This window comes from Microcoleus sp. S13C4 (assembly GCF_036700865.1).
Classification (GTDB): domain Bacteria; phylum Cyanobacteriota; class Cyanobacteriia; order Cyanobacteriales; family Microcoleaceae; genus Microcoleus.
The window spans coordinates 97,592-121,513 of sequence record NZ_JAUBPS010000001.1 but is presented as its reverse complement, the minus strand read 5'-3'; the positions used below and the strand labels follow the sequence as shown (position 1 = coordinate 121,513).

Annotated in this window: 23 protein-coding genes; 16 read left to right on the top strand and 7 right to left on the bottom strand. The window is 45.8% G+C overall.

Annotation, left to right across the window (positions count from 1 at the left end):
* Window positions 1-103 precede the first annotated feature (103 nt).
* The 5 genes from kdpF to QT996_RS00525 all read left to right on the top strand — a co-directional run bounded on the left by kdpF (window position 104) and on the right by QT996_RS00525 (window position 4,796).
* On the top strand, window positions 104-373 hold the full coding sequence (gene kdpF, locus QT996_RS00545) for a K(+)-transporting ATPase subunit F (RefSeq protein ID WP_333043894.1): 270 nt from the start codon (window positions 104-106) through the stop codon (window positions 371-373).
* 148 nt (window positions 374-521) lie between these two features.
* A complete protein-coding gene (gene kdpC, locus QT996_RS00540) occupies window positions 522-1,151 on the top strand; it encodes a K(+)-transporting ATPase subunit C (RefSeq protein ID WP_333043892.1) in 630 nt (209 codons plus the stop codon).
* Window positions 1,152-1,225: 74 nt separating this feature from the next.
* Window positions 1,226-2,377 carry a sensor histidine kinase KdpD gene (locus tag QT996_RS00535; protein WP_333043891.1) on the top strand — a complete coding sequence of 384 codons (1,152 nt, stop codon included), beginning with the start codon at window positions 1,226-1,228 and terminating at the stop codon, window positions 2,375-2,377.
* Between the two features lie 227 nt (window positions 2,378-2,604).
* A complete protein-coding gene (locus QT996_RS00530) occupies window positions 2,605-3,873 on the top strand; it encodes a sodium:proton antiporter (RefSeq protein ID WP_333043889.1) in 1,269 nt (422 codons plus the stop codon).
* 449 nt (window positions 3,874-4,322) lie between these two features.
* Window positions 4,323-4,796, top strand: coding sequence for a hypothetical protein (locus tag QT996_RS00525; protein WP_333043887.1), 474 nt, complete (start codon window positions 4,323-4,325; stop codon window positions 4,794-4,796).
* A gap of 380 nt (window positions 4,797-5,176) precedes the next feature.
* Here QT996_RS00525 and QT996_RS00520 read toward each other — a convergent pair whose 3' ends face one another.
* From QT996_RS00520 to QT996_RS00510, 3 genes are read right to left on the bottom strand one after another with little or no spacing between them, the layout of a single operon-like run.
* Window positions 5,177-5,812, bottom strand: coding sequence for a class I SAM-dependent methyltransferase (locus QT996_RS00520; protein ID WP_333043885.1), 636 nt, complete (start codon window positions 5,810-5,812; stop codon window positions 5,177-5,179).
* Between the two features lie 6 nt (window positions 5,813-5,818).
* Window positions 5,819-6,280: a cupin domain-containing protein gene (locus tag QT996_RS00515; RefSeq protein ID WP_333043883.1), complete on the bottom strand. Its 462-nt coding sequence runs from the start codon at window positions 6,278-6,280 to the stop codon at window positions 5,819-5,821.
* Window positions 6,281-6,327: 47 nt separating this feature from the next.
* Complete coding sequence (locus QT996_RS00510; protein ID WP_333043882.1) at window positions 6,328-6,807, bottom strand: hypothetical protein; 480 nt, start codon at window positions 6,805-6,807, stop codon at window positions 6,328-6,330.
* Between the two features lie 148 nt (window positions 6,808-6,955).
* On the opposite strand from QT996_RS00510, the gene QT996_RS00505 reads away from it, so the two are divergent.
* From QT996_RS00505 to QT996_RS00495, 3 genes are all read left to right on the top strand, one after another.
* Window positions 6,956-8,410, top strand: a complete 1,455-nt coding sequence (locus QT996_RS00505; protein ID WP_333043880.1) for a folate/biopterin family MFS transporter — start codon at window positions 6,956-6,958, stop codon at window positions 8,408-8,410.
* A gap of 117 nt (window positions 8,411-8,527) precedes the next feature.
* Window positions 8,528-10,024, top strand: coding sequence for a carotenoid oxygenase family protein (locus tag QT996_RS00500; protein ID WP_333043878.1), 1,497 nt, complete (start codon window positions 8,528-8,530; stop codon window positions 10,022-10,024).
* Window positions 10,025-10,257: 233 nt separating this feature from the next.
* Entirely contained in the window at window positions 10,258-11,157 is a 900-nt protein-coding gene (locus QT996_RS00495) for a DUF4436 family protein (RefSeq protein ID WP_333043877.1), read from the top strand.
* Between the two features lie 109 nt (window positions 11,158-11,266).
* On the opposite strand, the gene QT996_RS00490 is transcribed toward QT996_RS00495, so the two are convergent.
* Window positions 11,267-12,145: an SGNH/GDSL hydrolase family protein gene (locus QT996_RS00490; RefSeq protein WP_333043875.1), complete on the bottom strand. Its 879-nt coding sequence runs from the start codon at window positions 12,143-12,145 to the stop codon at window positions 11,267-11,269.
* A 361-nt stretch (window positions 12,146-12,506) separates the two neighbouring features.
* Here QT996_RS00490 and QT996_RS00485 point away from each other — a divergent pair, with 361 nt between their 5' ends.
* From QT996_RS00485 to QT996_RS00450, 8 genes are all read left to right on the top strand, one after another.
* Window positions 12,507-12,749 carry a DUF7219 family protein gene (locus QT996_RS00485; protein WP_190658612.1) on the top strand — a complete coding sequence of 81 codons (243 nt, stop codon included), beginning with the start codon at window positions 12,507-12,509 and terminating at the stop codon, window positions 12,747-12,749.
* Window positions 12,750-12,856: 107 nt separating this feature from the next.
* Complete coding sequence (locus QT996_RS00480; RefSeq protein ID WP_333043874.1) at window positions 12,857-13,390, top strand: RDD family protein; 534 nt, start codon at window positions 12,857-12,859, stop codon at window positions 13,388-13,390.
* Window positions 13,391-13,428: 38 nt separating this feature from the next.
* Window positions 13,429-13,617, top strand: coding sequence for a 50S ribosomal protein L33 (rpmG, locus tag QT996_RS00475; RefSeq protein ID WP_190658616.1), 189 nt, complete (start codon window positions 13,429-13,431; stop codon window positions 13,615-13,617).
* Between the two features lie 168 nt (window positions 13,618-13,785).
* Complete coding sequence (gene rpsR / locus QT996_RS00470) at window positions 13,786-14,001, top strand: 30S ribosomal protein S18 (RefSeq protein WP_006631377.1); 216 nt, start codon at window positions 13,786-13,788, stop codon at window positions 13,999-14,001.
* Window positions 14,002-14,314: 313 nt separating this feature from the next.
* The gene (locus QT996_RS00465; protein WP_333043873.1) at window positions 14,315-16,321 is read left to right on the top strand and encodes a ribonuclease R family protein; all 2,007 of its coding nucleotides are present in this window, start codon (window positions 14,315-14,317) and stop codon (window positions 16,319-16,321) included.
* 453 nt (window positions 16,322-16,774) lie between these two features.
* Entirely contained in the window at window positions 16,775-18,214 is a 1,440-nt protein-coding gene (locus QT996_RS00460) for a 1-acyl-sn-glycerol-3-phosphate acyltransferase (protein WP_333043872.1), read from the top strand.
* 358 nt (window positions 18,215-18,572) lie between these two features.
* Window positions 18,573-19,460 carry a histidine kinase dimerization/phospho-acceptor domain-containing protein gene (locus QT996_RS00455; RefSeq protein WP_333043871.1) on the top strand — a complete coding sequence of 296 codons (888 nt, stop codon included), beginning with the start codon at window positions 18,573-18,575 and terminating at the stop codon, window positions 19,458-19,460.
* A gap of 242 nt (window positions 19,461-19,702) precedes the next feature.
* Window positions 19,703-21,163 carry an IctB family putative bicarbonate transporter gene (locus tag QT996_RS00450; protein ID WP_333043869.1) on the top strand — a complete coding sequence of 487 codons (1,461 nt, stop codon included), beginning with the start codon at window positions 19,703-19,705 and terminating at the stop codon, window positions 21,161-21,163.
* A gap of 288 nt (window positions 21,164-21,451) precedes the next feature.
* Here the strand turns inward: QT996_RS00450 and QT996_RS00445 are convergent, their stop codons facing one another.
* The 3 genes from QT996_RS00445 to smpB form a co-directional block, all read right to left on the bottom strand.
* A complete protein-coding gene (locus QT996_RS00445) occupies window positions 21,452-21,682 on the bottom strand; it encodes an Osc7112_2153 family protein (protein ID WP_333043867.1) in 231 nt (76 codons plus the stop codon).
* A complete protein-coding gene (locus QT996_RS00440; RefSeq protein ID WP_333043866.1) occupies window positions 21,679-22,395 on the bottom strand; it encodes a tetratricopeptide repeat protein in 717 nt (238 codons plus the stop codon). The genes QT996_RS00445 and QT996_RS00440 overlap by 4 nt, the downstream gene beginning before the upstream one ends.
* Before the next feature lie 959 nt (window positions 22,396-23,354).
* Window positions 23,355-23,822: an SsrA-binding protein SmpB gene (smpB, locus tag QT996_RS00435; protein ID WP_006631384.1), complete on the bottom strand. Its 468-nt coding sequence runs from the start codon at window positions 23,820-23,822 to the stop codon at window positions 23,355-23,357.
* Between the last annotated feature and the right edge of the window lie 100 nt (window positions 23,823-23,922).

Sequence of the window (23,922 nt, the reverse complement as noted above, 5' to 3'; positions counted from 1 at the left end):
TTAAACGGATTTAAGGGATACAATGGAGAGCGAAAAAAGGAAGGTTAATTAAAAGATAGTTGCTGCAGTTTTTAATCACTTTAAGGGACAAATAGGAGTAATCATGAAACGTAACGATTTGCTTAATGATATTTTGCCCAGGGATTTTCAAGAAACCGTTGAGTTAGCACAAATGCTTTGGCAGCGCCACCCAATACCAGTGCAGCTATTTCTGGCAATGTGTTTTAATTTAATAATTGCCCCGGCTGTTTATGCGGCTGCGGACGAAGGTTTGACTAAAAAAGCTGCGTGGGGTTTAAGTCTTTTGGGTTTGGTGATTGTCGGACTAGCAGTTTATTTGTTTGTCGTAATTTTTCAGCCGGAAAGATTTTAGGTCAATTATGTATGGTATACCCATAAGCACCTTAGCCTACGGTTAATGTAGGTACTTATGGGCGCACCTAATTATGTAGGTAGCGTGTCAAAGGACTTTTTGCGTCCAGGACTATCATCAACAAACAATTAGTTAAGTGAGGTAATTTATGAGAGAATTAATTAGAGCAATTCGCGTGACTTTAGTTTTGTGGGGCATCACCGCAATTATTTATCCCTTGATATTGCTAGTAATCGGCCAACTTGCTTTTAATTCGCAGGCAAACGGCAGCTTAATTACTAAGCAAGGAGTTGTCGTGGGTTCCTCGTTAATCGGTCAACCTTTCAGCTCGGATAAATATTTTTGGAGTCGTCCCAGCACCACAAATTACAGCAGCTTTGCGACAGAAAATTACGACCCCACAAAGGGAGAAAATATCAGTCAAAAAACAGGTGTTTCCGGAGCTAGTAACCTGGCTCCCAGCAACTCGGATTTGCTGAAGCGAGGTAATGAAAAAGATGGTTTTCAAGGGGTGCAAGTTGAATTAGACCGTCTCAACAAAGCTGGTATCAAACCGACTGCTGATTTAGTCTACACCTCTGGTTCTAGCCTCGATCCGCACATTAGCGTAGAGGCAGCTCGATCGCAAACTCAGCGGATAGCAATGGTGCGATCGCTCAATCTCAATCAAGTAGAAATGTTGGTATCCAAAAATACAGATGGCAGATTTCTCGGCATTTTCGGCGAACCGGGAGTTAACGTCCTCAAACTGAATTTGGCTCTCGACAGTTTACAATAGTTTACAACAGTCGGCAGTCATCGGTCATAAACTGACTGATGACTGGAGATTGACTAACTACCCACTACTCAGCTATGATTCACTCTAGCGAACTTACCAAGAATCCAGACGCGGTTTACGCCCAACCGAACCGCACTTACGATCGCACCCCCCGCCGGGGAAAGCACAAAATATTTATCGGCATGGCCCCCGGTGTCGGCAAAACGTTCCGAATGCTGGAAGAAGGGCACAGGCTCAAATCTGAAGGCATTGATGTGGTAATTGGACTGTTAGAAACTCACGGGCGAAAAGAGACAGCAGCTAAAGGGGAAGGACTAGAAATAGTTCCCAAAAAACAAATGCTACGCGGCGAAAAAATTCTCACCGAAATGGATACGGGTGCTGTCATAGAACGCCGTCCTCAATTAGCATTAATAGACGAACTGGCTCATACAAACATTCCGGGTTCTCTGCGAGAAAAACGATATCAAGATGTCGAAGAAGTTCTCAATGCTGGAATTGATGTTTTCTCCACCCTCAACATTCAACACATTGAAAGTCTCAACGATTTAGTAGCTCGAATTACCGGAGTTGTAGTGCGAGAGCGAGTGCCAGATCGCGTCCTCGAAGCTGCTGACGAAATAGTCGTTGTTGATGTCACGCCGGAAACTTTAGAAGAAAGGTTGCTGGAAGGCAAAATTTATGCTCCCGAAAAAATTGAACAATCTTTAGAAAACTTTTTCCAGCGCCGTCATTTAATTGCTTTGCGAGAACTCGCCCTGCGAGAAGTAGCAGACAATGTTGAAGACGACGCAGCAACTTTAAAAGGTCAATCTTGCAACATTCACGAACGAGTATTAGTGTGCCTCTCGACTTATCCGAATTCCTTGCAACTGCTGCGACGGGGTGGGAGAATTTCTAGCTACATGAATGCCCCATTTTACGCTCTTTTTGTCGATAATCCCGATCGGTTTTTAACAAAAGCCGAAAGCTTGCACGTTGAAACTTGCCAAAAGCTTTGTCAAGAATTTAACGGGCAATTTCTGCGGGTGGAGAGTCCGAACATAGCTAAAGCAATTTCCGATGTAGCTAAAGAGTATCGCATTACTCAAATTGTGATCGGCGAAAGCCAGCAATCCCGCTGGAAATTGCTACTGCGGGGTTCTTTGACTCAACAGTTAGTGCGATCGCTCAAACACGTAGATTTGCATATCATCGCTACCGAAAAAAGTGGTCTTTCTAATTAATTATTAGTCCTCAGTCATTAGTCATTAGTCATTAGTTATTAGTCAGATGAATGCAATAAACAATTCTCAGCGATTGTAAGTCACGGAGTTTACTGGTTCCAAAGCCAAAGCCCGCAGCAGCAGGCTAGAAGCATAAGCATTTTGGTATAACAACTGCAACTTTCGGAGGAGAGGTGAATCTAGCGGGTGGTGGATGCCGCAGAAGCTTTTATGTGTAAAAATCGCACTTGGTAAACCTGATTAAAAGTGCGATCGCTCCTGTGGATAATTACATTCTCAACTTGCTAGTTATTGGTATCCTCCTGCTGACCGTCACCTTGGGTTCGGGATGGATTTCGCGATTGCCTATATCTTATGCCTTAATTTATCTAATTGTCGGTATCGGATTGGGGCCCTACGGCGTCAAGCTGATTGAATTGCGTCCCGAAGCTCAACTTTTAGAAAGACTCACAGAATTTGTAGTTATTGTTTCTCTGTTCAGTTGCGGCTTAAAAATGAATCGCCCGCTGCAACTTTGGGCCTGGAATTCCACAGCGCGGCTGATCGGTTTTTTAATGCCAATTTCGATTTTTGCTGTTGCTGCGATCGGTCATTGGTTTGTGAAATTAGATTGGGGTCCGGCGATTTTATTAGGAGCAATTCTCGCTCCCACCGATCCAGTTTTAGCCTCAGAAGTTCAGTTAGCTGATATAGACGATCGCGATGAATTGCGCTTTGGTTTAACATCCGAAGGCGGTTTGAACGATGCTTTAGCTTTTCCTTTTGTTTATTTCGGCATTTATGCGCTAAAAGATAACAACTGGCAGAACTGGTTTTCGCAGTGGGTAGCAGTTGACTTGATTTGGGCGATCGCCGCAGGTATCGTTATGGGAATTATAGTAGCTAAAGCCGTCACCTGGATCGATCGCCAACTCCAACGCTATCGACCGGCCGATCAATTAATGGAAGATTTCATTGCTCTGAGCACAATTCTGCTCACATATTCCCTGACAGAAGTAGTCAACGGCTACGGATTTCTCGCAGTTTTTGTAGCAGGAATTGTGGGGCAGCGGAGTTACCACAACCCAGAGAAACCGCTTTCCCAACTGCACTTTACGGAGCGCATTGAAAAGTTAATGGAAGTAGCAACTATTTTACTATTAGGTTCACTTTTGCGCTTAGAGCCTATGTTGGTCTATGGAGGATACTCCCTCTTAGTAGCTGGATTGTTGATTTTTTTAATCCGGCCTGTGGGAGCTTGGATTAGTACGATCGGCAGTCCTTTACATCCCGCCAGCCGCTGGCTGTGCGGGTGGTTCGGCATTCGTGGTGTCGGTTCTATCTATTATCTTACCTATGCTTTCGGTCACGGTTTGAAAGGCGAAATCGGCGAAAAAATTGCCTGGATTACCTTTACAACAATCATAATTTCTGTGGTTTTGCACGGCATTACTTCTACCCCTCTAATGAACTGGTACGAACGCCGAATCAAACCTAAAGTACCGGATTTAATTTAATTCAGTAAGGTGCGTGACTTTAATAGTCCTGGACGCAACTGTCACCCTACAATCGACTTGTAGGGTGCGTCAGGCGAAGGTAAGGATTCAGGTCATGTGAAAAGCAGTAAAACCTATACGGTGTAACCATTTGATCGAATAATCATCAAATATCCATTCTTATTAAGAAACCCTGAAAGCTTTTATTTTCGTACCTATTGAGAATCAAGCTGTTGATTTAGCGAAGGCTTTAATTCTAGAAGTCCTTCTGTGACTACGTTTCAGATACCTGAATCCTTACAGGCGAAGTTCTCTAACGGCGATCGGGAATTTCGGGAGGTGACGCATCTTACTATACAATCTAAAATCGACTTGTAGGGTGCGTCAGGCGAAGTTCTCTAACGACACCGAAAGAAAAGAAGATTATAATTTTTTCTATAATTCTAATATAAACGTTCGCGGAATCAAACATGGATCGATTTGAATTTCAGCTAGCAATGCTGCAAAAAGGAGCAGAGGAACTAGAGACAAAAATAGCTAACTTCACAACAATTATAATGCAATTAAAAAGTACGGCAATTACCATTTGGGTAGCGTTGATTGGTTGGGTTTTTACAAGCAAAATAGATGCGTTGGTTCCCCTAGGATACGTTATAATTTTGGGTTTCTGGTTTTTAGAAGCTACCTACTGGAAGGTGCAATTTTATTACATACAAAGAGTCCATGCAATTACCGAATTCTTGAATAATGAAAGTGCCTTAGATGAAAGTTTTAATGCTCGCTCAATTCCGGAAGGTTTTGTGCACCCGCTCGGTTCATTAAAAACAATTAAAATGCCTTCTTTATGGAGAGCTATCTGCGCTCCATCAATCTATATTTTTTATACCTTTTTGTTTGTTGTTAATTCGATCGTTTGGTTAATAACTCTTAAAACAGCCCTCTAACTGGGTAAGCTCCCAATGTGCGAGCGACCAGACAATATCTGCCATCCCAACTAACTAAAAGTGTAAATTGGAGGTTCAATTTGCTTGCTACTCCAAAAAACGGTTGCTTTTTGTATCGTTTGGGTTAAGAGTTCGCCTGTTCTCTCCTCAATACTCTGTTGGTTATTTTCAAATAACCAGAACTGTTCGCGCTCAACTTCTACTACGACAGCAACCTCTTATATTCAGGACTTAGGCAACTGGCATACTCAAATCAAGCTGTAGGGTGCGTCAGGTGAATTTTTAGAACAATTATTGAGGGTTTGAAAATCTGACGCATCTTACTAATTGTGACTATTTCCAATTTTAAAAGGACACGACAATGCAGTCCTTACCCGCAGCTAAACAGGTTTCACCCCAACTAATAAAGCGAGTTCCCGCCACTTCCAATAACAGTCTGCATCTGTAAAACCAATTTCTCTAAACCAGCGCAGTTGCGTTTCGACATCGAGCAATTTATTAGACGGATCGTCGGGCGAATCGCTAATACCGATCGCCTCTCGAAATTTCTCGTGCAAAGCCGGAGTTGCTGACGCTACGTGCTCCAAATTGCAAAAGATGCCTCCCGGTTCCAAAAGCTCGAAAATCTCAGTGTAAAGCGAACGTTTGCGATCGTCTATTACGTGATGAATCGCAAAACTAGAAACAACCGCATCAAATTTGCCCAAATCCGGTAGCGATTCGTCAAAATTGTGCTCGATTACCGTGACTTTCGGGTCATCCGCAAAGCGAATTCTGGCTTTTTCCAGCATTGTCGGCGAAAAGTCGATCGCCACACATTCAACATTTGGCCGATCGCACTTAAGCAGACCCAGCAACCGCCCGTCTCCCGTGCCCACATCCAGAATTCGCTTAACATTTTTCGGCACTTCCTCCAACAAAACCGCTTCACCTTCAGTGCGGTGAGGAATTCCATCAGCTTTAGCAAGATACCACAAAGCGTGTTCCGCCGAAGTCCAAAGATTCACTTGACTCATATTTTTTCAACTCTCATAAACCTCGCCATTTTTGCGAGTAAAAATCCAACTATTCCCGTTAGCTTTCGCAATTAGATCGTCATCGGGATATTCGGCACTATCTCCGGGAGTGCGATCGCCAATTTCGAGATAAACAACATCTGCATCCGAGCGGTTGACTAAATGGTGTCCGTCTGGATCCCCCGCCGGAAACCCCGCCGCCATACCCGGTTTCAGCACTTGCTCTCCCGAATTTGTAATCAGAGTAACTTCCCCTTCCAGAACATAGATTAACTCATCTTGCCGAGTGTGCCAATGCCTGAGAGCAGAACAACTTCCCGGCGCAAGTCTCACCAAATTTACCCCAAAATTCTTCAACCCGGCAGCATTGCCCAAGCGTTTTTTAACTCTCCCGGCAACAGCAGATTGGAATTGCTGAGGGTACTTGGAACCCGTAATTTCCGGCACATTTTTAGGATCGATAATCATAAAACATTCCTTTCACCAATTGCCCACTCTTATCCAAAAAAATTAAGCTATCCCAAAGGTTTCAAAGTAGTAGGATTTTCCCGAATCGGTTTAATAAAACGGCTGTTCGCCCGCACGAAACAATTACCCTTATCCGTTGAAATCGGCAGCCAAGGTTTGCCCTGAGAGTCAGCAATCATAATTTGATTGGCATTATTTCCTGTCACCGCTTGCAATCGTTTTCCGCGCCGAAACGTAGTCACGACAGGCCACTGGGAAACATTGTGTTTATTTCTTTCAAACAACTCAGCAGGCGCATCCAAAGCGTCTACAGAGATCGATCGAAATCTCTGAGCCATCCGGCAATTCAACCCTTGAGAATCTGAGTCAACAACCACCCAATTTACCTGTCTGTTCCCCCGCTGTCTCGCAGGTGGCACCGGATAATCCCCTTGCTGGTTAGCAACAGGTATTGCTGAGGCTAAATTAGCCCCTATTCCTAAAATCCAAGCCGCTGCCAGAAAGACAATTCTAATTTCTGCTTTCATTGCTACCACAAATCATTTAATTCGAGCTAATTACAATTTTATAGTACCTGCCAGATCCCCGTCATTCCGGCATCCCACCTCCGACAGTTCCCGGAACTCATTAAGAATGTGTTATAAATATTGAGATTCATTAAGAAATATTGCTCAAATGCTCCTTTCCCCCTCTGGCACCAGCAAACTCAAAGAATCTTTAAAAGAAAAAGTATTCTTTGGGAATGAGCCAACCCCCGAGCTCATAGCTATCTTACTGATTTACTTCGTCCAAGGCATTCTCGGACTCGCCCGCTTAGCCGTCAGCTTCTTCCTCAAAGACGAACTCGGCATGAGTCCCGCCGAAGTCTCGGCAATGCTGGGTGTCGTCGCCCTGCCTTGGATTATCAAACCCGTGTTCGGCTTCATGTCCGACGGCTTGCCGATATTCGGCTACCGCAGACGCCCTTACATCGTCCTCTCCGGGCTGCTGGGAACCTCAGCATGGGTGGGCCTCGCAACAATTGTACACACACCGCTTGCCGCTACAGGCGCGATCGCCCTGAGTTCCCTCTCCCTCGCCGTCAGCGACGTAATCGCCGACTCCCTGGTAGTCGAAAGGGCCAGAAAAGAATCCGTTACCGACGCCGGTTCCCTACAATCCTTGTCTTGGGGCGCTGCAGCCCTCGGCGGACTAATTACCGCCTACCTCAGCGGTTCCCTGCTGCAACACTTCAGCACCCACACAATATTTTTAATCACCGCATCTTTCCCGCTAATTGTATCAGCAACAGCTTGGTTAATTGCCGAAGAAAAAACCAACAAAAGAACAGACTTTGAAGCTGTCAAAGACCAACTAAAACAACTGCGGCAAGCTGTTACCCAAAAAACAATTTGGCTGCCCACCGCCTTTCTCTTCATCTTGCAAGCCACCCCAAGCTCTGACTCCGCCTTCTTCTTTTTCACCACCAACGAATTAGGCTTTCCACCAGAATTTCTCGGCCGAGTGCGCCTCGTTACCAGCATTGCCGCCCTCGCCGGCGTGTGGCTGTTTCAACGCTTCCTCAAAACAGTTCCCTTTCGAGTAATTTTTGGCTGGTCAACTGTCATTGCGACTGCTTTGGGCATGACTACTTTATTATTAGTAACTCATGCCAACCGAGCTTTAGGAATTGACGATCAATGGTTCAGCATCGGAGACAGCCTGATCCTGACAGTAATCGGACAAATTGCTTATATGCCGATACTGGTACTCTCCGCCCGGTTGTGTCCCAGAGGCGTCGAAGCAACTTTATTTGCCGTGCTGATGTCAGTCACTAACTTAGCAGGACTTATTTCCCACGAAGGTGGTGCACTTTTGACCCACTTGCTAGGAATTACCGATCGCAATTTCGATAACCTCTGGCTGCTAATTGTCATCACAAACCTGTCCACACTTCTGCCACTACCGTTCTTAAATTGGTTGCCCGCCGATAGTACAGAAAGCGGCGATCCAAACAATCAAAAGTCTCTTCCCGTATTAGAACCAGAAATGGGCAGTTCCAAACCAGGCGGACAGCATTTCATGCCCGAATACTTTCCCGACTTAGTACCGACAGTAAGGTCACAAAGCCGCACCGCAGACAGCAAATAAAGGAAGGCACACACGGATACACGGATGAATTTAACTGTGTATCCCCATTCTCCGACTTTCCTTCTCTCTGCGTGCTCTGTGTTCTCTGCGGTTAAAAAATTCGCTCCCGTAACACCAATGCAAAAATTACAACTTTCCGAACCTCAAACAGCCGCCCCAAACCAATCATACGATCGCACAGACTGGCAGCGCGGCTACGAATCCCAACCCAACGAATCCGACTACTGGATTGACGACATAGAAGGCGAAATCCCCGCCGGGTTGCAAGGCACATTCTTTCGCAACGGGCCAGGATTATTGGATGTCAGCGGCCAGCGCATCCACCACCCGTTTGACGGCGACGGGATGATTTGTGCGATCGCAATATCTGAAGGCCGCGCCCATTTCCGCAACCGATTCATACACACAGAAGGCTATCTCGCCGAACAAAAAGCCGGAAAAATTCTCCACCGAGGCGTTTTTGGCACACAGAAACCGGGGGGCTGGCTAGCCAACATCTTTGATGTCAAACTCAAAAACATTGCCAACACCAACATCATTTATTGGGGCGACAAACTGCTAGCACTTTGGGAAGGAGCACAACCCTACAGACTCGACCCCCGCACCCTAGACACGCTCGGCTTAGACACCCTAGACGGCGTTTTACAACCCGGTGAAGCCTTCGCCGCCCACCCGAGAATCGAAAAAGGGAAAAATGGCAAAGGAGACAGATTAGTAAACTTTTCTGTCAAGCCGGGTTTGTCGAGTACCATCACGATTTACGAATTCGACGAAAGCGGCAAACTTTTGCAGCGTCACGCCCATGCAATACCGGGTTTTGCCTTCCTGCACGACATGGTAATTACCCCGAATTACTGCATATTCTTCCAAAATCCAGTCAGCTTCAATCCGCTGCTTTTCGTGTTAGGATTTCGGAGTGCATCCCAGTGCATTCAATTTTCGCCAAACAAGCCAACGCAAGCAATTTTAATTCCCCGCAACGGCACTGACGAGGTAAAGATATTAGAAACTGAACCTTGTTTTGTTTTCCACCACTGCAACGCATGGGAAGAAGGAGACGAAGTTTTTGTTGACTCAGTTTGTTACGAATCATTTCCCACTGTAGAGGCGGACGGCGATTTTCGCGAGGTTGATTTTGAGAGCGTTCCCGCGGGAGAATTGTGGCGCTTTAAGTTAAATTTGCAAGACAAAACCGTGCAGCATCAAGTTGTTGAAACTCGGTGCTGCGAGTTTCCAACTTTGCATCCCAATAATGTCGGACAACCTTACCGATATCTTTACATCGGTGCTGCTGATGCTCCCACGGGAAATGCTCCTTTGCAAGCTATCCTCAAAATGGATTTCGTGACTGGTGAAAGGCAAATTTGGAGTGCGGCGCCGCGCGGTTTTGCGGGGGAACCGGTATTTGTTCTCCGTCCCGATGCTGTTGCTGAGGATGACGGCTGGCTGCTGCTTTTAATGTATGATGCAGCTAATCATCGATCGACCTTAGTGATTTTAGATGCTCGCGACATCACCAAAGGGCCCCTAGCGCGCTTGCATTTAAAACAGCACATTCCCTACGGCTTGCACGGAAGTTTCACACCAAATGTATTGCTTCCTATCGGTTCGTAGTTGCCCGTTGATTCGCCTGGTTCTTGCGCCGATGATCGCCACAGCCAGCCGGGGGTTTTCAACCCCCGGCTCACAGCGAAAGTCCTCTTTTAGAGGACTAAAACCCACATTTATTCTCGATCGAGTTTCTTTAGTCGGTTTTAACCGACTTTAGCTATGAGCCAGGGGTTTAAACCCCTGGCGGACTGCGGCGAATGCTAACAACTATTCAATATGTAAAATATCCATAATAAATGCAAACTGTTAACAAATTTCATCTCAAAAAAATACTTATTTTAATTTGCAGTCTGGTCGTAATTTTGGCAATTATCTTATCTATTTACTCTCACAATGCTAACGCCCAAGAGCCTTACAAGCCCTCTCCAGAAAGCGCTGTAGCGTCCAAAGGCTTGGTTGAGGTCAAAATGACAGTAATTGCCGTTGATCCCATTAAAAATGAATTAGAAGCCCGCTTGCAGTTTGAACTCAAAGGTATCTATAAAAAAGGGCCAACTTACCCGGCTCAAGACTTGTTAATGACAGTTAACGGCGCAAATGTACAGGATTCGGAAATTACCTTTAAAGAAGGCAAACCGATGATTGTTCCTGCATTGAAGTTTAACTTAGTCAAAGGAAAAATTAACAATTACCCGTTTGACAGGCACATTGCTAAAGTTGCTATTTCGCTCGACCCGCTGCCTTCAATTGGTAAAAAGTTTGCTCCATTTGAACTCAATCCCGTGCCGCTGGAATTTAATTTTCATGCCGACGTTCCCGGTTTCGACATCAGTTATAGACCGATGGAAGAGAATTCGTCTATATTTATTTATATCGATGTTTCTGCAACTCGATCAATCCCGGTAAAATTCTTTGCCTTAGTGATTATTGTCATCATGTGGGTGCTGTCAACTATGGCGCTTTTGCTAGCATTGAAAGTGATGAAATCGGGCAAGTTGCCGGAAGTCGGAATGCTGAGTTGGACTGCTGTGATGCTGTTTGCTTTTCCCGCTATTCGCAATGCTCAACCGGGGGTGCCTCCGGTGGGAACTGCCAGCGATTTCCTTTCGTTTTTTTGGACGGAAATTATTGTTGTGGTGGCGTTGGTGATTATCGGTAGTTGTTGGTTGAAGCGGTATCATCCGCCAACGGAATGATTTTAGATTTTAGATTTGAATAATTCACCCCAGAGATAAATCAGGGGGCTTTTACTCTGGATACTTTCAATTAACAGCCAACCGTCAACAGTGAACTAAATTCAAAAATTCACTTTTTGACTTCCAAATTTTCAATATCTTTTGCGGGTACTCCCAAACCTCGCAAAATAGTAAAAGCCATAATTCGATATCCCGACGCATTGGGGTGAACTCCATCGGCGGCTAACAAATTTAGAGTCTTGCCCGCGTGTTTTTGATACGTGCCGATAACTTCCCGAAAAGGTGCATTTAAATCAATAAACAAGCACTGATTCTGCAACGCAATTTCTCGCATCGCGGCAATATACTCTTGCAACCTGCGATTTTCTGGGCCGTCGAGAATTTCGCCGATAGGAGTAGGAGAAAGCAGTACAACTCGAATTCCTGCCGCTTTTGCCGCCAGCACCATTTGAGTTATTTTCTCGCGATATTGTGCCAGTGGCACTCCCGTGGGCAACTTGCCTTGCGGATAAAACCGCAGGTTTTGGAAGTCGAAGAAAGCGTGCCAAACGTCATTGACTCCGACATTAATCATCACTAAATCTGGCTTTTGGTCGATCGCATCTTTTTGGAATCGCGCTTGCATATCAGTCGCCTTGTTACCGGAAATTCCGGCGTTGACGATTTCGATTTTGCGATCGGGATAAAGGGCATTCAGATAGCGTTGCAGCAGCCAAACGTAGCCTCCGGGGTATTTCCCGGCCTCGGTGATGCTGTCGCCCACTGTCACAATTTTGCGCTTGCCGACGAGCACGTTTTGGATTTCTGGTGGTGGCGTTGCTTCGGATACGGATTCTTTAAACACGGGAATTAAGGAGTGAGGAATGTTGAAGGCGATAACAGCAGCAATTACTGCGATGGCAAGTCTGATTAAAACTTGCCTCAGCCGGGATTTGGGACGGGGCGATTCCCTTCGGGATAGCTTCGCTTGACGCGCATTTGCAGACATTATGCAGTTTTTTACTCAAAGTCTAACTATTTATGTCTGCAATAATATTATCCATTTTTGTTTTTTTTGTCACTTATTTCAATAAGTCAGTCCTGGAGTAACAAAAACCTGGTTTGGACGCCAAATCGGAAGTTATAAGCCTTAAGCCCTAAACCTAGTTGTTGACCCCGCCTGCGTAAATTGTACAGGTGAAATTACTGAGGTTTTTGTTGCCGTGATCTGTCCGTGTAATTGCCATCACAAAAAAGTTCGCCCAATGTCACATGATTTCTGCTACTTACAGCACAACTTTAGCAGGTGATCGCGGTTTATAATATTATTGATTAGTTCAGGAAACAAGTGTTCAGGCGAGGTTAAAGCAATGGTAGCAAATTCAAATTTTTTATATCCTCAAAATCGCTATTACGGTGAAGTAAAGCCAGAGAATTTGGTATTTAATGCGAATTTACAAGAGTTTTCCCAGCGAGTGGGTTACATAAGTTCCTTGACATCTAACGGTAAAATCTCTGTGGAACAGGCATTTACTCAGATCCAAACACTGTGGGAACAGGTGGAAAAGTCGAAAAAACAGTTGGGAATCGGCGAAAATCCATTTTCGGCTTGAATAATTAGCGGTTGGCTTTGACGTTGATTTAGGCACCATTGATGGCGATCGATTATTCCACAGATGTAAGATGAAAAAGTAGCTAGTGGCGATCGACCTTTTTGCCTATGAGTTCCGACCTAGTTCCTCTCCTTCCCAAAGTATCCGTCGGCCGCCGCGCCGCGGCCCTCTGCATCGACGGAATCGTAGTTTGGCTGCCCAGTTTGCTTCTGGGCAATAATGCGATCGTCCAAACCATATTTTTTGTTTTGCTGTGGCTGATCCTGCGCGTAGCCATCGTCAGGAAAAACCAAGGTCAAAGTCTTGGGCGCTGGGCTTTGGACATGAAAGTTGCCGATACCAAATTCCTACGGACTCCGGGAGTGCAAGAACTGTGCAAGCGCGAGGCCTTGCTGGGCATTTGCGCCGGCTTAGCCTTCGCAGGTATAGCTGGGCTCACATCTACCAACGCCGCCGTGTTGCTGCTGATCCTGCCCCTGGCGATCGACTGTAGCGTTGCCCTCAACTCCGGCGAAAGGTTTCCCCAAGCTTTCCACGATCGCATCGGCAGGACGATGGTCGTCGGAACCCGCCGCGGCTACTCCCTCGACATCAAAGTTAGAAGATTGCTTGACCAAGTGCAGAGCAATGTGAGAAGATAATAAATTGTGTTTAAATTAGTCGAAATTTATTTAGAATTATGGCTAAAGGCGTCCGCATCATAATTACTCTAGAGTGTACTGAGTGCCGTACAAACGTAAGCAAACGCTCAAAAGGCGTGTCTCGGTACACCACCACCAAGAACCGTCGCAACACGACGGCGCGGCTGGAACTCAAAAAGTTCTGCCCCCACTGCAACCAGCACACTGCCCACAAAGAGATTAAGTAGTGATTAGTCATTAGTCCTTAGTCATCAGTCATCAGTTGTTGGCAATTGATATTGACCCACAAAAAGCAGATAACTAACAAATGCTTTACTGACGGCTAGCAACTAACGGCTAATACCTAAAAACTAACAGTCAACAGTCAACAGTCAACAGTCAACAAAGAACAAACCATGACTTACTTTCGCCGGCGCGTTTCGCCCATCAAACCAGGAGACCCGATCGACTACAAAGATGTCGATTTGCTCAAAAAATACGTCACAGAACGCGGTAAAATTTTGCCCCGCCGGATTACCGGTTTGACGGCAAAACAGCAGCGAGACTTGACCAGAAGTATCAAAAGAGCAAGAATTGTAGCTTTGATGCCCTTCGTAAACCAAGAAGGTTAACAGGATTTGGGATTTTGGGTTTTAGATTTTGGACTGGGAATAAGACTTGCGCGAAAAGAACGTCTTTCTGTTATTAAAAGTGCAGCAAGAATGCAGCGAAAAAATCGCGAAATAGGGTGAAGAGTCGCCGCAGCGCAAGTCTTAATCACAAGTCAAAAGTTAAAAAAAAAGCAAGAAGAAAAAAACACTTTTTAGATTTTAACTTTCACAATTGACCAGAAAAATTGCCAATATCCAAAATCTAAAATCGCAAGCTCGAAACTCGATAAGTGGCTACTGTAAAAATCCAAAATCTCAAATATAAAGCTGGCAAGTGGAGAAGGGAACGTTAGTAGAATTTAGAGTGCACGGCGACCGCCGTCTGGCAGTTGCCGATCGCCCCGATGGCAAGAAAAACTGGGTCGTGGTAGACGAAAACGGTCAACCGCACAGCATACCGCCCAAACAAATCAGCTACGAAGTAGTCGGAGAAACTTACAAACCCTCCGACATTCCCAAATTTCTCAAAGAAGTAGAAGCCTACTCAGATCCGTCGAGTTTGGAAGTAGCTTGGGAACTCCTAGTCGGCGACGGAGAAACGGCAGATCCCGAATCCCTGGCAATGCTGCTATTTTCCGATCGCAGTGCAGCCCAGTGTTACGCGGCTTACTGTTTGCTATCAACAGACAAACTGTATTTCAAACAAAAGGGCGATCGCTACGAACCGCGATCGGCAGCCCAAGTAGCCGAAATCAAACACCAGCAAGAAGTAGAACAGCAGCGACACCAAGAATCCCAAGGATTTTGGGATCGAGTTAAACAGCGGCTGGCAGGGGAAAATGTAGATTGGGAACACAGCGATCGAACTCGCCTCGACGCCCTAGAACGCTTTGCCCTCCTCGGAGAAGAAGCAACGCACCGCACCCCAGCCTTAGAAACTTTAGCCAGCTTACAACGGTCCGAAAACCCCGAAGCAGCATTTGGCCTCCTAGTCGAGCTCGGCCTCTGGAGTACCCACGAAAACCTGTTTTTGCGGCGCAGCCAAATTCCCCTACAATTCTCCGCAAAGGTATTAGAAGTGGCCCAACGCTGCCTAGAAAATCCCCCAACCGACTCCGACACAAATCGTCTCGATTTAACTCACCTCAAGGTTTACACGATCGACGACGAAAGCACCACCGAAATCGACGACGGCCTCAGCTTAGAATTCCTCGAAAACGGCCAGCAGCGGATCTGGATACACATCGCCGATCCCACCCGCTTGCTTTCCCCCGGAGACGAACTCGACCTCGAAGCCAGAAAGCGCACCACTACGGTTTACCTGCCCACGGGAATGATTCCCATGTTTCCCCCAGCTTTGGCAACCGGGCCGATGAGTTTAATTCAAGGTAAAGAGTGCAGCGCGCTCAGCTTCAGCGTCACCTTAGACGAAATCGGCGCGGCTCAAGATTACAGCATCCACATCAGCACCATAAAACCCACCTACCGCTTGACCTACGATGACGTAGACGAAATGCTGGAGTTGGGAATCGAAGCAGAACCGGAAATAGCAGCGATCGCCTCTGCGGCAAAACTGCGGCAAAAATGGCGGGAAGCCCAAGGCGCAATCAGCATTTTCATGCCCGAATCCGTCATTAAAGTCAACGGCGACGAAATCAAAATCCACGTCATCGACGACTCCACAGCCCGGATGCTAGTAGCCGAAATGATGATTTTAGCCGGCGAACTAGCTGCCCGCTACGGTCAAGCTCACAGCCTGCCCATACCCTACCGCTATCAGCCACAGCCCGAACTCCCTCCCGATGAAGAACTGCTGGCTGTGCCTGCTGGCCCCGCCCGCGCTTGCGCCGTGCGTCGGTGTATGCCCCGCAGCGAAATGGGCCTCACCCCCGGACGCCACGCCGGCTTGGGTTTGGAATTATACACTCAAGTTACTTCCCCGATCCGCCGCTATACCGATTTGCTGACTCACTTCCAAATCAAAGCCCACCTGCGGGGCGAACCCCTACCTTTTACTGCTGAAGAAATACAGGACATTGTAATGTGTCTCGGCACCGCAGTTAAAGAAGCATCCACTGTGGAACGCCAAACAAACCGCTATTGGGGATTGGAATATTTGCGGCGCAACCCCGATGAAGTTTGGGAAGCTTTAATGCTGCGCTGGCTGAGGGAAGATAGCAATCTCGGATTGATTTTATTGGAAGACTTGGGTTTAGAATTGGCAATGCGATTTGGTCGATCGGTCGCCATAGGCGATCGGCTAGAAGTCAAAGTCACCCACTGCGATCCGCGATCGGATGTCATTAACTTCCAGGAAATGATATTTGAAGCCGCACAATAGGATTTTAGATTTTAGATTTTAGATTTTAGATTTTGGATTGCAAAAATCTGTGTTGAAGACTGAAACTGAGGATAAATCTCGTTTTTAGTCGAGTTTATGACCCCCTCGCATCCCCCTTGTCAAGGGCAGGGGGGTAAAAAAGATGATGGTTTCATATCTAGTCCTGTAAAATAATCGTAATTCTTGTCAGGGCTAGTTCAGCTCTGAATCTGTAATATCAGCCAGAAATCCCGTAAACCCGCCCCGACCAAAATATTGGGGTCGATCGACTGGACATGATATTCAATCCAAGACGGGTAATACTTTTGACGTTAAATTGACACGGTTTGCTATCTCCTCTCATCCTCTGTGTCCTCTGCGGTTAATCAAAAAAACTTCAGCATTCTAAAAATTGGAAGTTTTTACCCCAACCTAGTAATCTAAAATCTAAAATTTAAAATTTAAAATCGCAAAATGCCCAATTCAATTAGCCAAGTTCAGCCGCCGCTGGAATTCATACCCCCAGCCTACAACCCGCTAGTGATGCAAGGTTGTAAACAATTATTCCCCTGGTGGCTGCGATTTCGGACGAGTATCAGCCACATTCAAGCCGAAAACGTCGAAACCCTCGCCGAACTATTCCACCAATTTCAAAATCAGAAAGTTCGCTTCTTGCTAGCCTTCCGCCACCCCAACTCAGACGATCCCTACTGTTTGGGACAACTAATTTGGAAACTGGTTCCCCAGGCGGCGCGGGCCAAAGGCATTCCCCTGCAATTCCCCGTACATTCCCACTTTATCTACGATCGCGGCATTCCCCTGTGGGCCGGTGCGGGAGTCGGCTGGTTGTATTCTCAACTCGGTGGCACTCCGATGGTTCGCGGTAAAATCGATCGCGCCGGATTGCGATCGGCCCGCAATTTATTTGCCAACAGCCAATTCCCGATCGCCGCCGCCCCAGAAGGCGCTACCAACGGTCACAATGAAATAGTTAGCCCCCTCGAACCGGGAATTGCTCAAATGGGCTTCTGGTGCGTTGAAGATTTGCTGAAAGCCGGACGCACTGAAAAAGTTTTAATTGTGCCGATCGGCATTCAATACCGCTATGTCAACCCACCCTGGCAACCCCTAGAAAAACTTTTAACTCAATTAGAAATTGATTGCGGGCTGCCACCCTTAGAACGCACCGAGATCGCTAATTTAGAGACTGCAAATCCCGATTCCGAAAACCACAATCACAAATTTCAGTATCTCCGCCTGATTCGACTGGGCAGCCATTTGCTAGCAGTGATGGAAGAGTTTTACAGCCGTTTTTATCATAAGAACTTACCCTTAAGACTATCTATTTTAACATCATCATTTACAGAAAGAACGACAAATAATTTTGACAATGAAGTAATGATAGCTCGACTCAAAGCCTTGTTAGATGTGGGCTTGCAAGTAGGAGAAGAATATTTTAACTTAAAGCCCAAAGGCAGTTTAATAGACCGCTGCCGCCGTTTGGAACAAGCAGGCTGGGAGTATATTTATCGAGAAGATATCAAAGATATTGCAGCACTTTCTCCCTTAGAAAGAGGATTAGCCGATCGCCTCGCTGAAGAAGCAAGTCTTCGGATGTGGCACATGAGACTTGTAGAAAGTTTCGTGTCCGTCACGGGCAGGTACGTCCAAGAAAAGCTGACCGCAGAACGTTTGGCAGAAACAACTTTACTGCTGTGGGACGTACTGGCTCGCATCAAAGGGGGAAATCCTTTCGGCAGACCGAAGTTGGGCAAACAGCAAGTACAAATGACCGTGGGCGAACCGATATCAGTGGGCAATCGCTGGGAGGGATATCAAACCAGTCGCAGGTTAGCCGTTGCCGAACTCACTCAAGACTTACAATCAGCTTTAGAAGCAATGATTAAATCTTAATTACTCAGATAAGGAAGAGCTTCAAGGGAAGAATGAATATACAGCAATTTCCAGGTTTATGGAGTACGGTTGCAAGGGTTTGTCAACCATTTTGGTAAGTGCTTGGGATTAAGGTGTACTTTATTTGCCTGGAATCTGCTGTATATAGCCATCCTCGCATCATTTGTGAATTTCTTACTCCCTCCCCTTGATAAGGGAGAGTTGGGGTGGGGTCAAAAAATTACGACTCCTGCAAGGATTGCTATATTTTCTTGAATAGTTTTTTGGTGGTGAATTATAAACAGATTGTTATAGACTTTTGGAATAGGTCTAATGAACCGCAAACCCTCGCTCGACAATGAACCAATAAAAATTACCGATGACTAACAAACCTATCGATTTGTCTACTAACTCAATTAAAGTAAAACTGCTGAATAATTTAGCGCAGGAATTGCTCACACCGCTCACTTCGGTCCTCGGCATGGCAAGCGTGTTGAAACAAGAAATTTATGGCCCCTTAACAAGCAAGCAAAAAGAATATATTGACGTGATCCAAGACAGCAGTCGCTCTTTGCGATCGCTAGTTGAAGAAATTTTGGAACTGGCAGAACTAGATGATTCCGCTTTCACCTTGAAGCGAACCGCAGTCGATATAGAAACTTTGTGCCAGCAGGTTGTGACAATCCTCTCGTCGGTGGCAAGTAAACGAGAGCAAGAAATTAATTTGTCGATGGGGCCCGGGTCGCGCATCTGGTTGATAGATAAAGATAAGGTTCAGCAAATGCTGCACCACTTAATTTTTAGCATTATTCAATCTGCTGGGGCAGGCAGCGTGATTCGAGTCCACGTTTCTCGGAAAGAAGACGGTATCAACATCGGAGTTTGGGTTTTTCATCCTTGGTTAGGGGAAAGTTTGCCCCATGCTAAACTCTACACCGACTACTTGTTGAAGGCCGGATCAGGTAGCAGTTCGCCATCGAACTCCGAAACCGACTCCCTCGGACTCGAAGCGCAACTCCCGACACAGGGTTCGCAGCGATTAACGCTGGCGTTTTCTGAGTTGGCGGCTTTAGTGGCCCAGAATGCCGAGGATACCGCACCGGTGTTAGCTGGTTACGGGGCCAGGGAACGCTTGGGGCTGCTGCTTTGCTGCCAGTTGGTGGAAATTCAAGGCGGTCAACTCTCAATTCAAGGAGCTCCGGAATCTGGATATCGCTACGTGCTCTGGCTGCCCTGCACAAATGCTACGGAATTGTTGGAAGGCTAAAGAAGGAAGAAGGAAGAAGGAAGAAGGAAGAAGGAAGAAGGAAGAGGGAAGAGGGAAGAAGGAAGAAGCAGTGTACAGGACGTAACTGCTGAAAGAAGGAAGAAAAATAACTCAACTTTTTTCAATTATCAATTCCCGATTACCAATTCCCGATTACCAATTCCCGATGAGCGATTACCGATTACCAATTACCAATTCCCAATTACCTGTTACCGATTACCAAGTACAAATCTAAAATAGCAATGAATTCAGTTTGGCAACAGTTAACTCTGGCAAATTTGCCCCTCTCTCAGTGGCAAAGTGGAAGTTATTTATTAAATGGGGCGATCGGCTCTTTACGCAGTTGGCGGCAGAGTAGCTGGCTGATGCAGTGGGCAGAACCCCTGGGTTTTGTTTTGTTGGCCTTGACTTTCGGTTTGGGGCCATTTGTGAACAATGCCTTGGTAGGTGTGTTGATGGCTGCTAGCGCTGCATTTTGGGTGCTGCTGACTGTTTCGGACGATCGCGCGATCGCCCTAACACCCATTCACTTGCTGGTACTGCTTTACTGGGGCATTGCCACCGTCGCAACCGCAATGTCGCCGGTGAAAGTCGCCGCTGCTACTGGTTGGAGCAAGCTAACGCTGTATTTGCTGTTTTTTGCGCTGATGGCTCGGATATTGCGATCGCCCCGTTGGCGATCGTGGTTAATTGCCGTATTTTTGAACGTCTCTTTAATTGTCAGTTTCTACGGCGTGCGGCAGTGGATTGATAAAGTGCCGCCATTAGCTACTTGGAACGATCCGACTTCTACTCAAGCCGATGTCACGCGAGTTTACAGCTTTCTGGGCAATCCAAACTTGCTTGGTTCCTATTTACTGCCGGCCATTGCATTGAGCGCCGCCGCACTTTTTGTGTGGAAAGGATGGGGAACAAAAATTTTAGCGCTGACGATGCTGGTGGTGAATTGCGCGTGTTTGCGCTACACGGATAGCCGGGGTGCTTGGATCGGTTTTGTGGCTCTACTTGTGGTATTTTTAGTGCTGCTGTGGTACTGGTACAGCCCTTTGATGCCTCGGTTCTGGCGGACTTTGGCCCTGCCGTTAGGGTTAGGAGGTTTGGCTGGGGCCTTAATTTTGGGAGTGGCTTTAGTGGAGCCTCTGCGCGATCGAGTTTCGAGTATGTTTATCGGCCGAGGTGACAGCAGCAACAATTTTCGGATTAATGTTTGGACGGCGGTGATTGACATGATTCGCGATCGACCAATTCTCGGAATTGGGCCAGGAAACACTGCTTTTAATAAAGTTTATCCGCTTTATATGAAGCCGAAATTCACTGCTTTGAGCGCTTATTCCGTGCTGCTGGAAATTGCGGTGGAAACTGGTTTTATCGGTTTAATGTGTTTCCTTTGGCTGATGACTGTCACCGTCAATCAAGGTTTGTTGCAGATCAAACATCTGCGGGATTCACAATTTAACATCTCTAATTTAGAGGAAGAATCCGGCAACCCCAAATCTAAAATCCAAAATGTAAAATCGAATCAGGGGTTTTGGTTGATTGGGGCGATCGCAACTTTAGCCGGCATGATGGCCCACGGTTTTGTCGATACAGTTTGGTACCGCCCAGAAGTTAATATGCTGTGGTGGTTGATGGTGGCGATTATTGCTAGTTTTTACAGCAACTCATACCACCAGCAAGATTCAGCTTTGACGGAGGGCGAGTAGATAGAATTGCTGGCGGGGATTTTCTCCCCGCCCAGTGCAGATTCCAGCAATAGCCAATACAGCAATGATTAAGAGTTATATCATTACAAAAAAAGAATGCAGCTTTATGCAAGCTGCAAACTATTATACCCATAAGTTATTTCCAATTCTTCAATTCTTAATCTCAAATCTCAAATGCTATAAGGTGCCGACGGCGCACCCTGCATACTACTATTACTACTACATACTACATACCTGTTGCTGTAAAGTGGTGATGGTACACTCTACAAAATTTATTGAAAATAACTCTTATTCTTCGCTCTCCGAAGGCATGATGAATCTGGGACACGCATATTTTCCACCATCTCTATCTCTGCACCGCCGCCACGTCGATTGATTGGAGTCGAACGGCGTTTCGACTGATTCATTAACTGTAATTTTAACAGTCGAAGGAGTTGGCAGTGCTGTTGAGGCTTGACTTAGCTCCAGTACCGTTATAATGGCCAGTATGGTTGATGAAAACAAAACTGTGCGTTTCATTTATTTGTTTTTTCCTCGTTTAATCGTTGACGTGCCATCCCTATCCATATATCCTCATCGAATTCTTGAGAATCCGCATACTTTACACAAATTTTCCACTGCGGTAGCGCTGCCTTAGTATTTTTCATCTTTTCTAGGACTTGCGCTTTTAAGCAGTAAGTTGCTGGTCCTTCACTATCAAGTTTAATGGCTTCATCCAGATGTTGCAATGCCTCTGAATATCGACCCTGTTCTAGGCGAGCCCATCCCAAGTTTTTGAGTAAAGAATATTTTACTCGATCGTCCTCAGCTAATTTCAAACCTTGCCACAGGAAGTGAACGGCAGCCGAATAGTTTTTTTGATCGACGATATATAATCGAGCCAGATTGCTGTAAGCAGCAGGCATACCGAGTTTTGCAGCTTGCAGATATTTTCCTCGGGCGCATTGTAAATCTTGCACCTCTTCACACAACCATCCCAAATTGTAAAGAGCTGTTCGGCTTTTGGGATCTATAGCTAGCGCTAACTCATATGCTTGTTGAGTATCAGCCAATCGATTGGCTTTGTAGTTTTCAAACGCAATATTATTAAAAAAAGATGCCAGTTCCGGCAATCCTATTTGCCAGCCGCCAAAGCCTACTGCTAGCATCAGCAAGAAGGCTCCCCACTTCGAGTTGTGATGCTTTTTTGCTGGCTCTTTTATGGCCTTGAAAATGTTAGCTAATGGTGTCATTTTTAGCATTTTTTAACTTGAGAGTTGGGCGATATTTTGTTTGCCAGATTTAATTGCCACCCTAATGGCATCATAATCTTACGAAATGACTCAGGCTTGAGCCCATTTCTCCATAAGAGTTTGTAAGTCCACAGCCGAATGCTTGAGTAATGCTGCCACTACCTAGATGTATTCGAGCATAGGTTAATGATTCATGGGACTCCACAAGCCATCCGGATATTTTCAGAAAAAAAGAACCGGGAAGGCGGGGGAGCATCTCACTTTTGCATGCAGCCAAGCTAGAAAGTGGAGTCAGGAGCCAGGAGTCAGGAGCCAGGAGGAAAGAGTTAGAAGGAAGGAGCCAGAAAAAGTGTTGTTACAAATATGAGATGCTCCCGAAGTCGGAGCCCGGAAGAAGGCAGGACTGTTGGATCTCGATAAGTAATAATACTTACTTGAAAGACGAGGATAGCCAATAGGCGGCTGTATTAAGCTGATACGCATTTAAATTGGGATTTTTGAAGCCTAGACTGCTTGCACCCTGGCTTTCAGGCAAAAAATTTAAATGCTGAACAGCTTAGGAGATAAGATGGCTCGCCTGAGTTTTAGGCGATAATAAAAATAAAACTTCTTGTGGTACGGGCCCGAAAGCCTGGGTGTGGGAGACGCTCATACTACCGTTTCCAGCACCACCCCAGGAGAGCAGATGGGATGGACTCCGGTAAAATAACTCTAATTAAGTTTGTAGTGACGAGGGAAGCGCTCAAAATCCTAAAGGGGAGATATTGAGAAATATTATGATCAGTAATTAACCGAACGCGAGCTAAAATAATCAATCACTAGGGACAATCACTAATCACTAATTAGTAATTACTCCTGACTAATAAACATCTTCCGAAATTCAATTTCAACCTTTGATTAGCAAAGGTTTCAGTTTCTTTTTCGGAGATGTCTAATAACTGATGACTAATGACCCATGACTAAAATTGCTTCATCGCTCTTTCCATATCCCGCTTATCTTCGCGTTTCTTCAAATCTTCGCGCTTGTCGTACAGTTTTTTCCCTTTACCCAAACCGATATCAAGTTTTACCCAGCCGCCTTTCAAATACATTTTTAACGGCACTAAAGTCAAGCCTTTTTCTTCCACTTTGCCGATTAATTTGCGAATTTCCTGCTTGTGCATCAGCAATTTACGGGTGCGGCGGGGTTCGTGATTAAAATAGTTGCTAGCACTTCTCCAGGGCGAAATGTGAACGTTTATCAGCCACAGTTCGCCGTTCCGAACTAAGCCATATCCGTCCCGCAAATTGGCTTTTCCTTCGCGAATTGATTTGACTTCGGTTCCCTTCAACTCGATTCCCACTTGGTATGTCTCTATAATTTCATAGAGATGGCGTGCTTGTCGGTTATCGCTAACAATTTTGTATCCTGGGCTTTTTTCGCTCATTTTTACCTCCGATAAAATTAATTATTATAACGCTAGCTTCTCTGTAGAGAAAATCGAAGCTTGACAAAACTTAAATAACCGGTCTAGACATTACTAATTT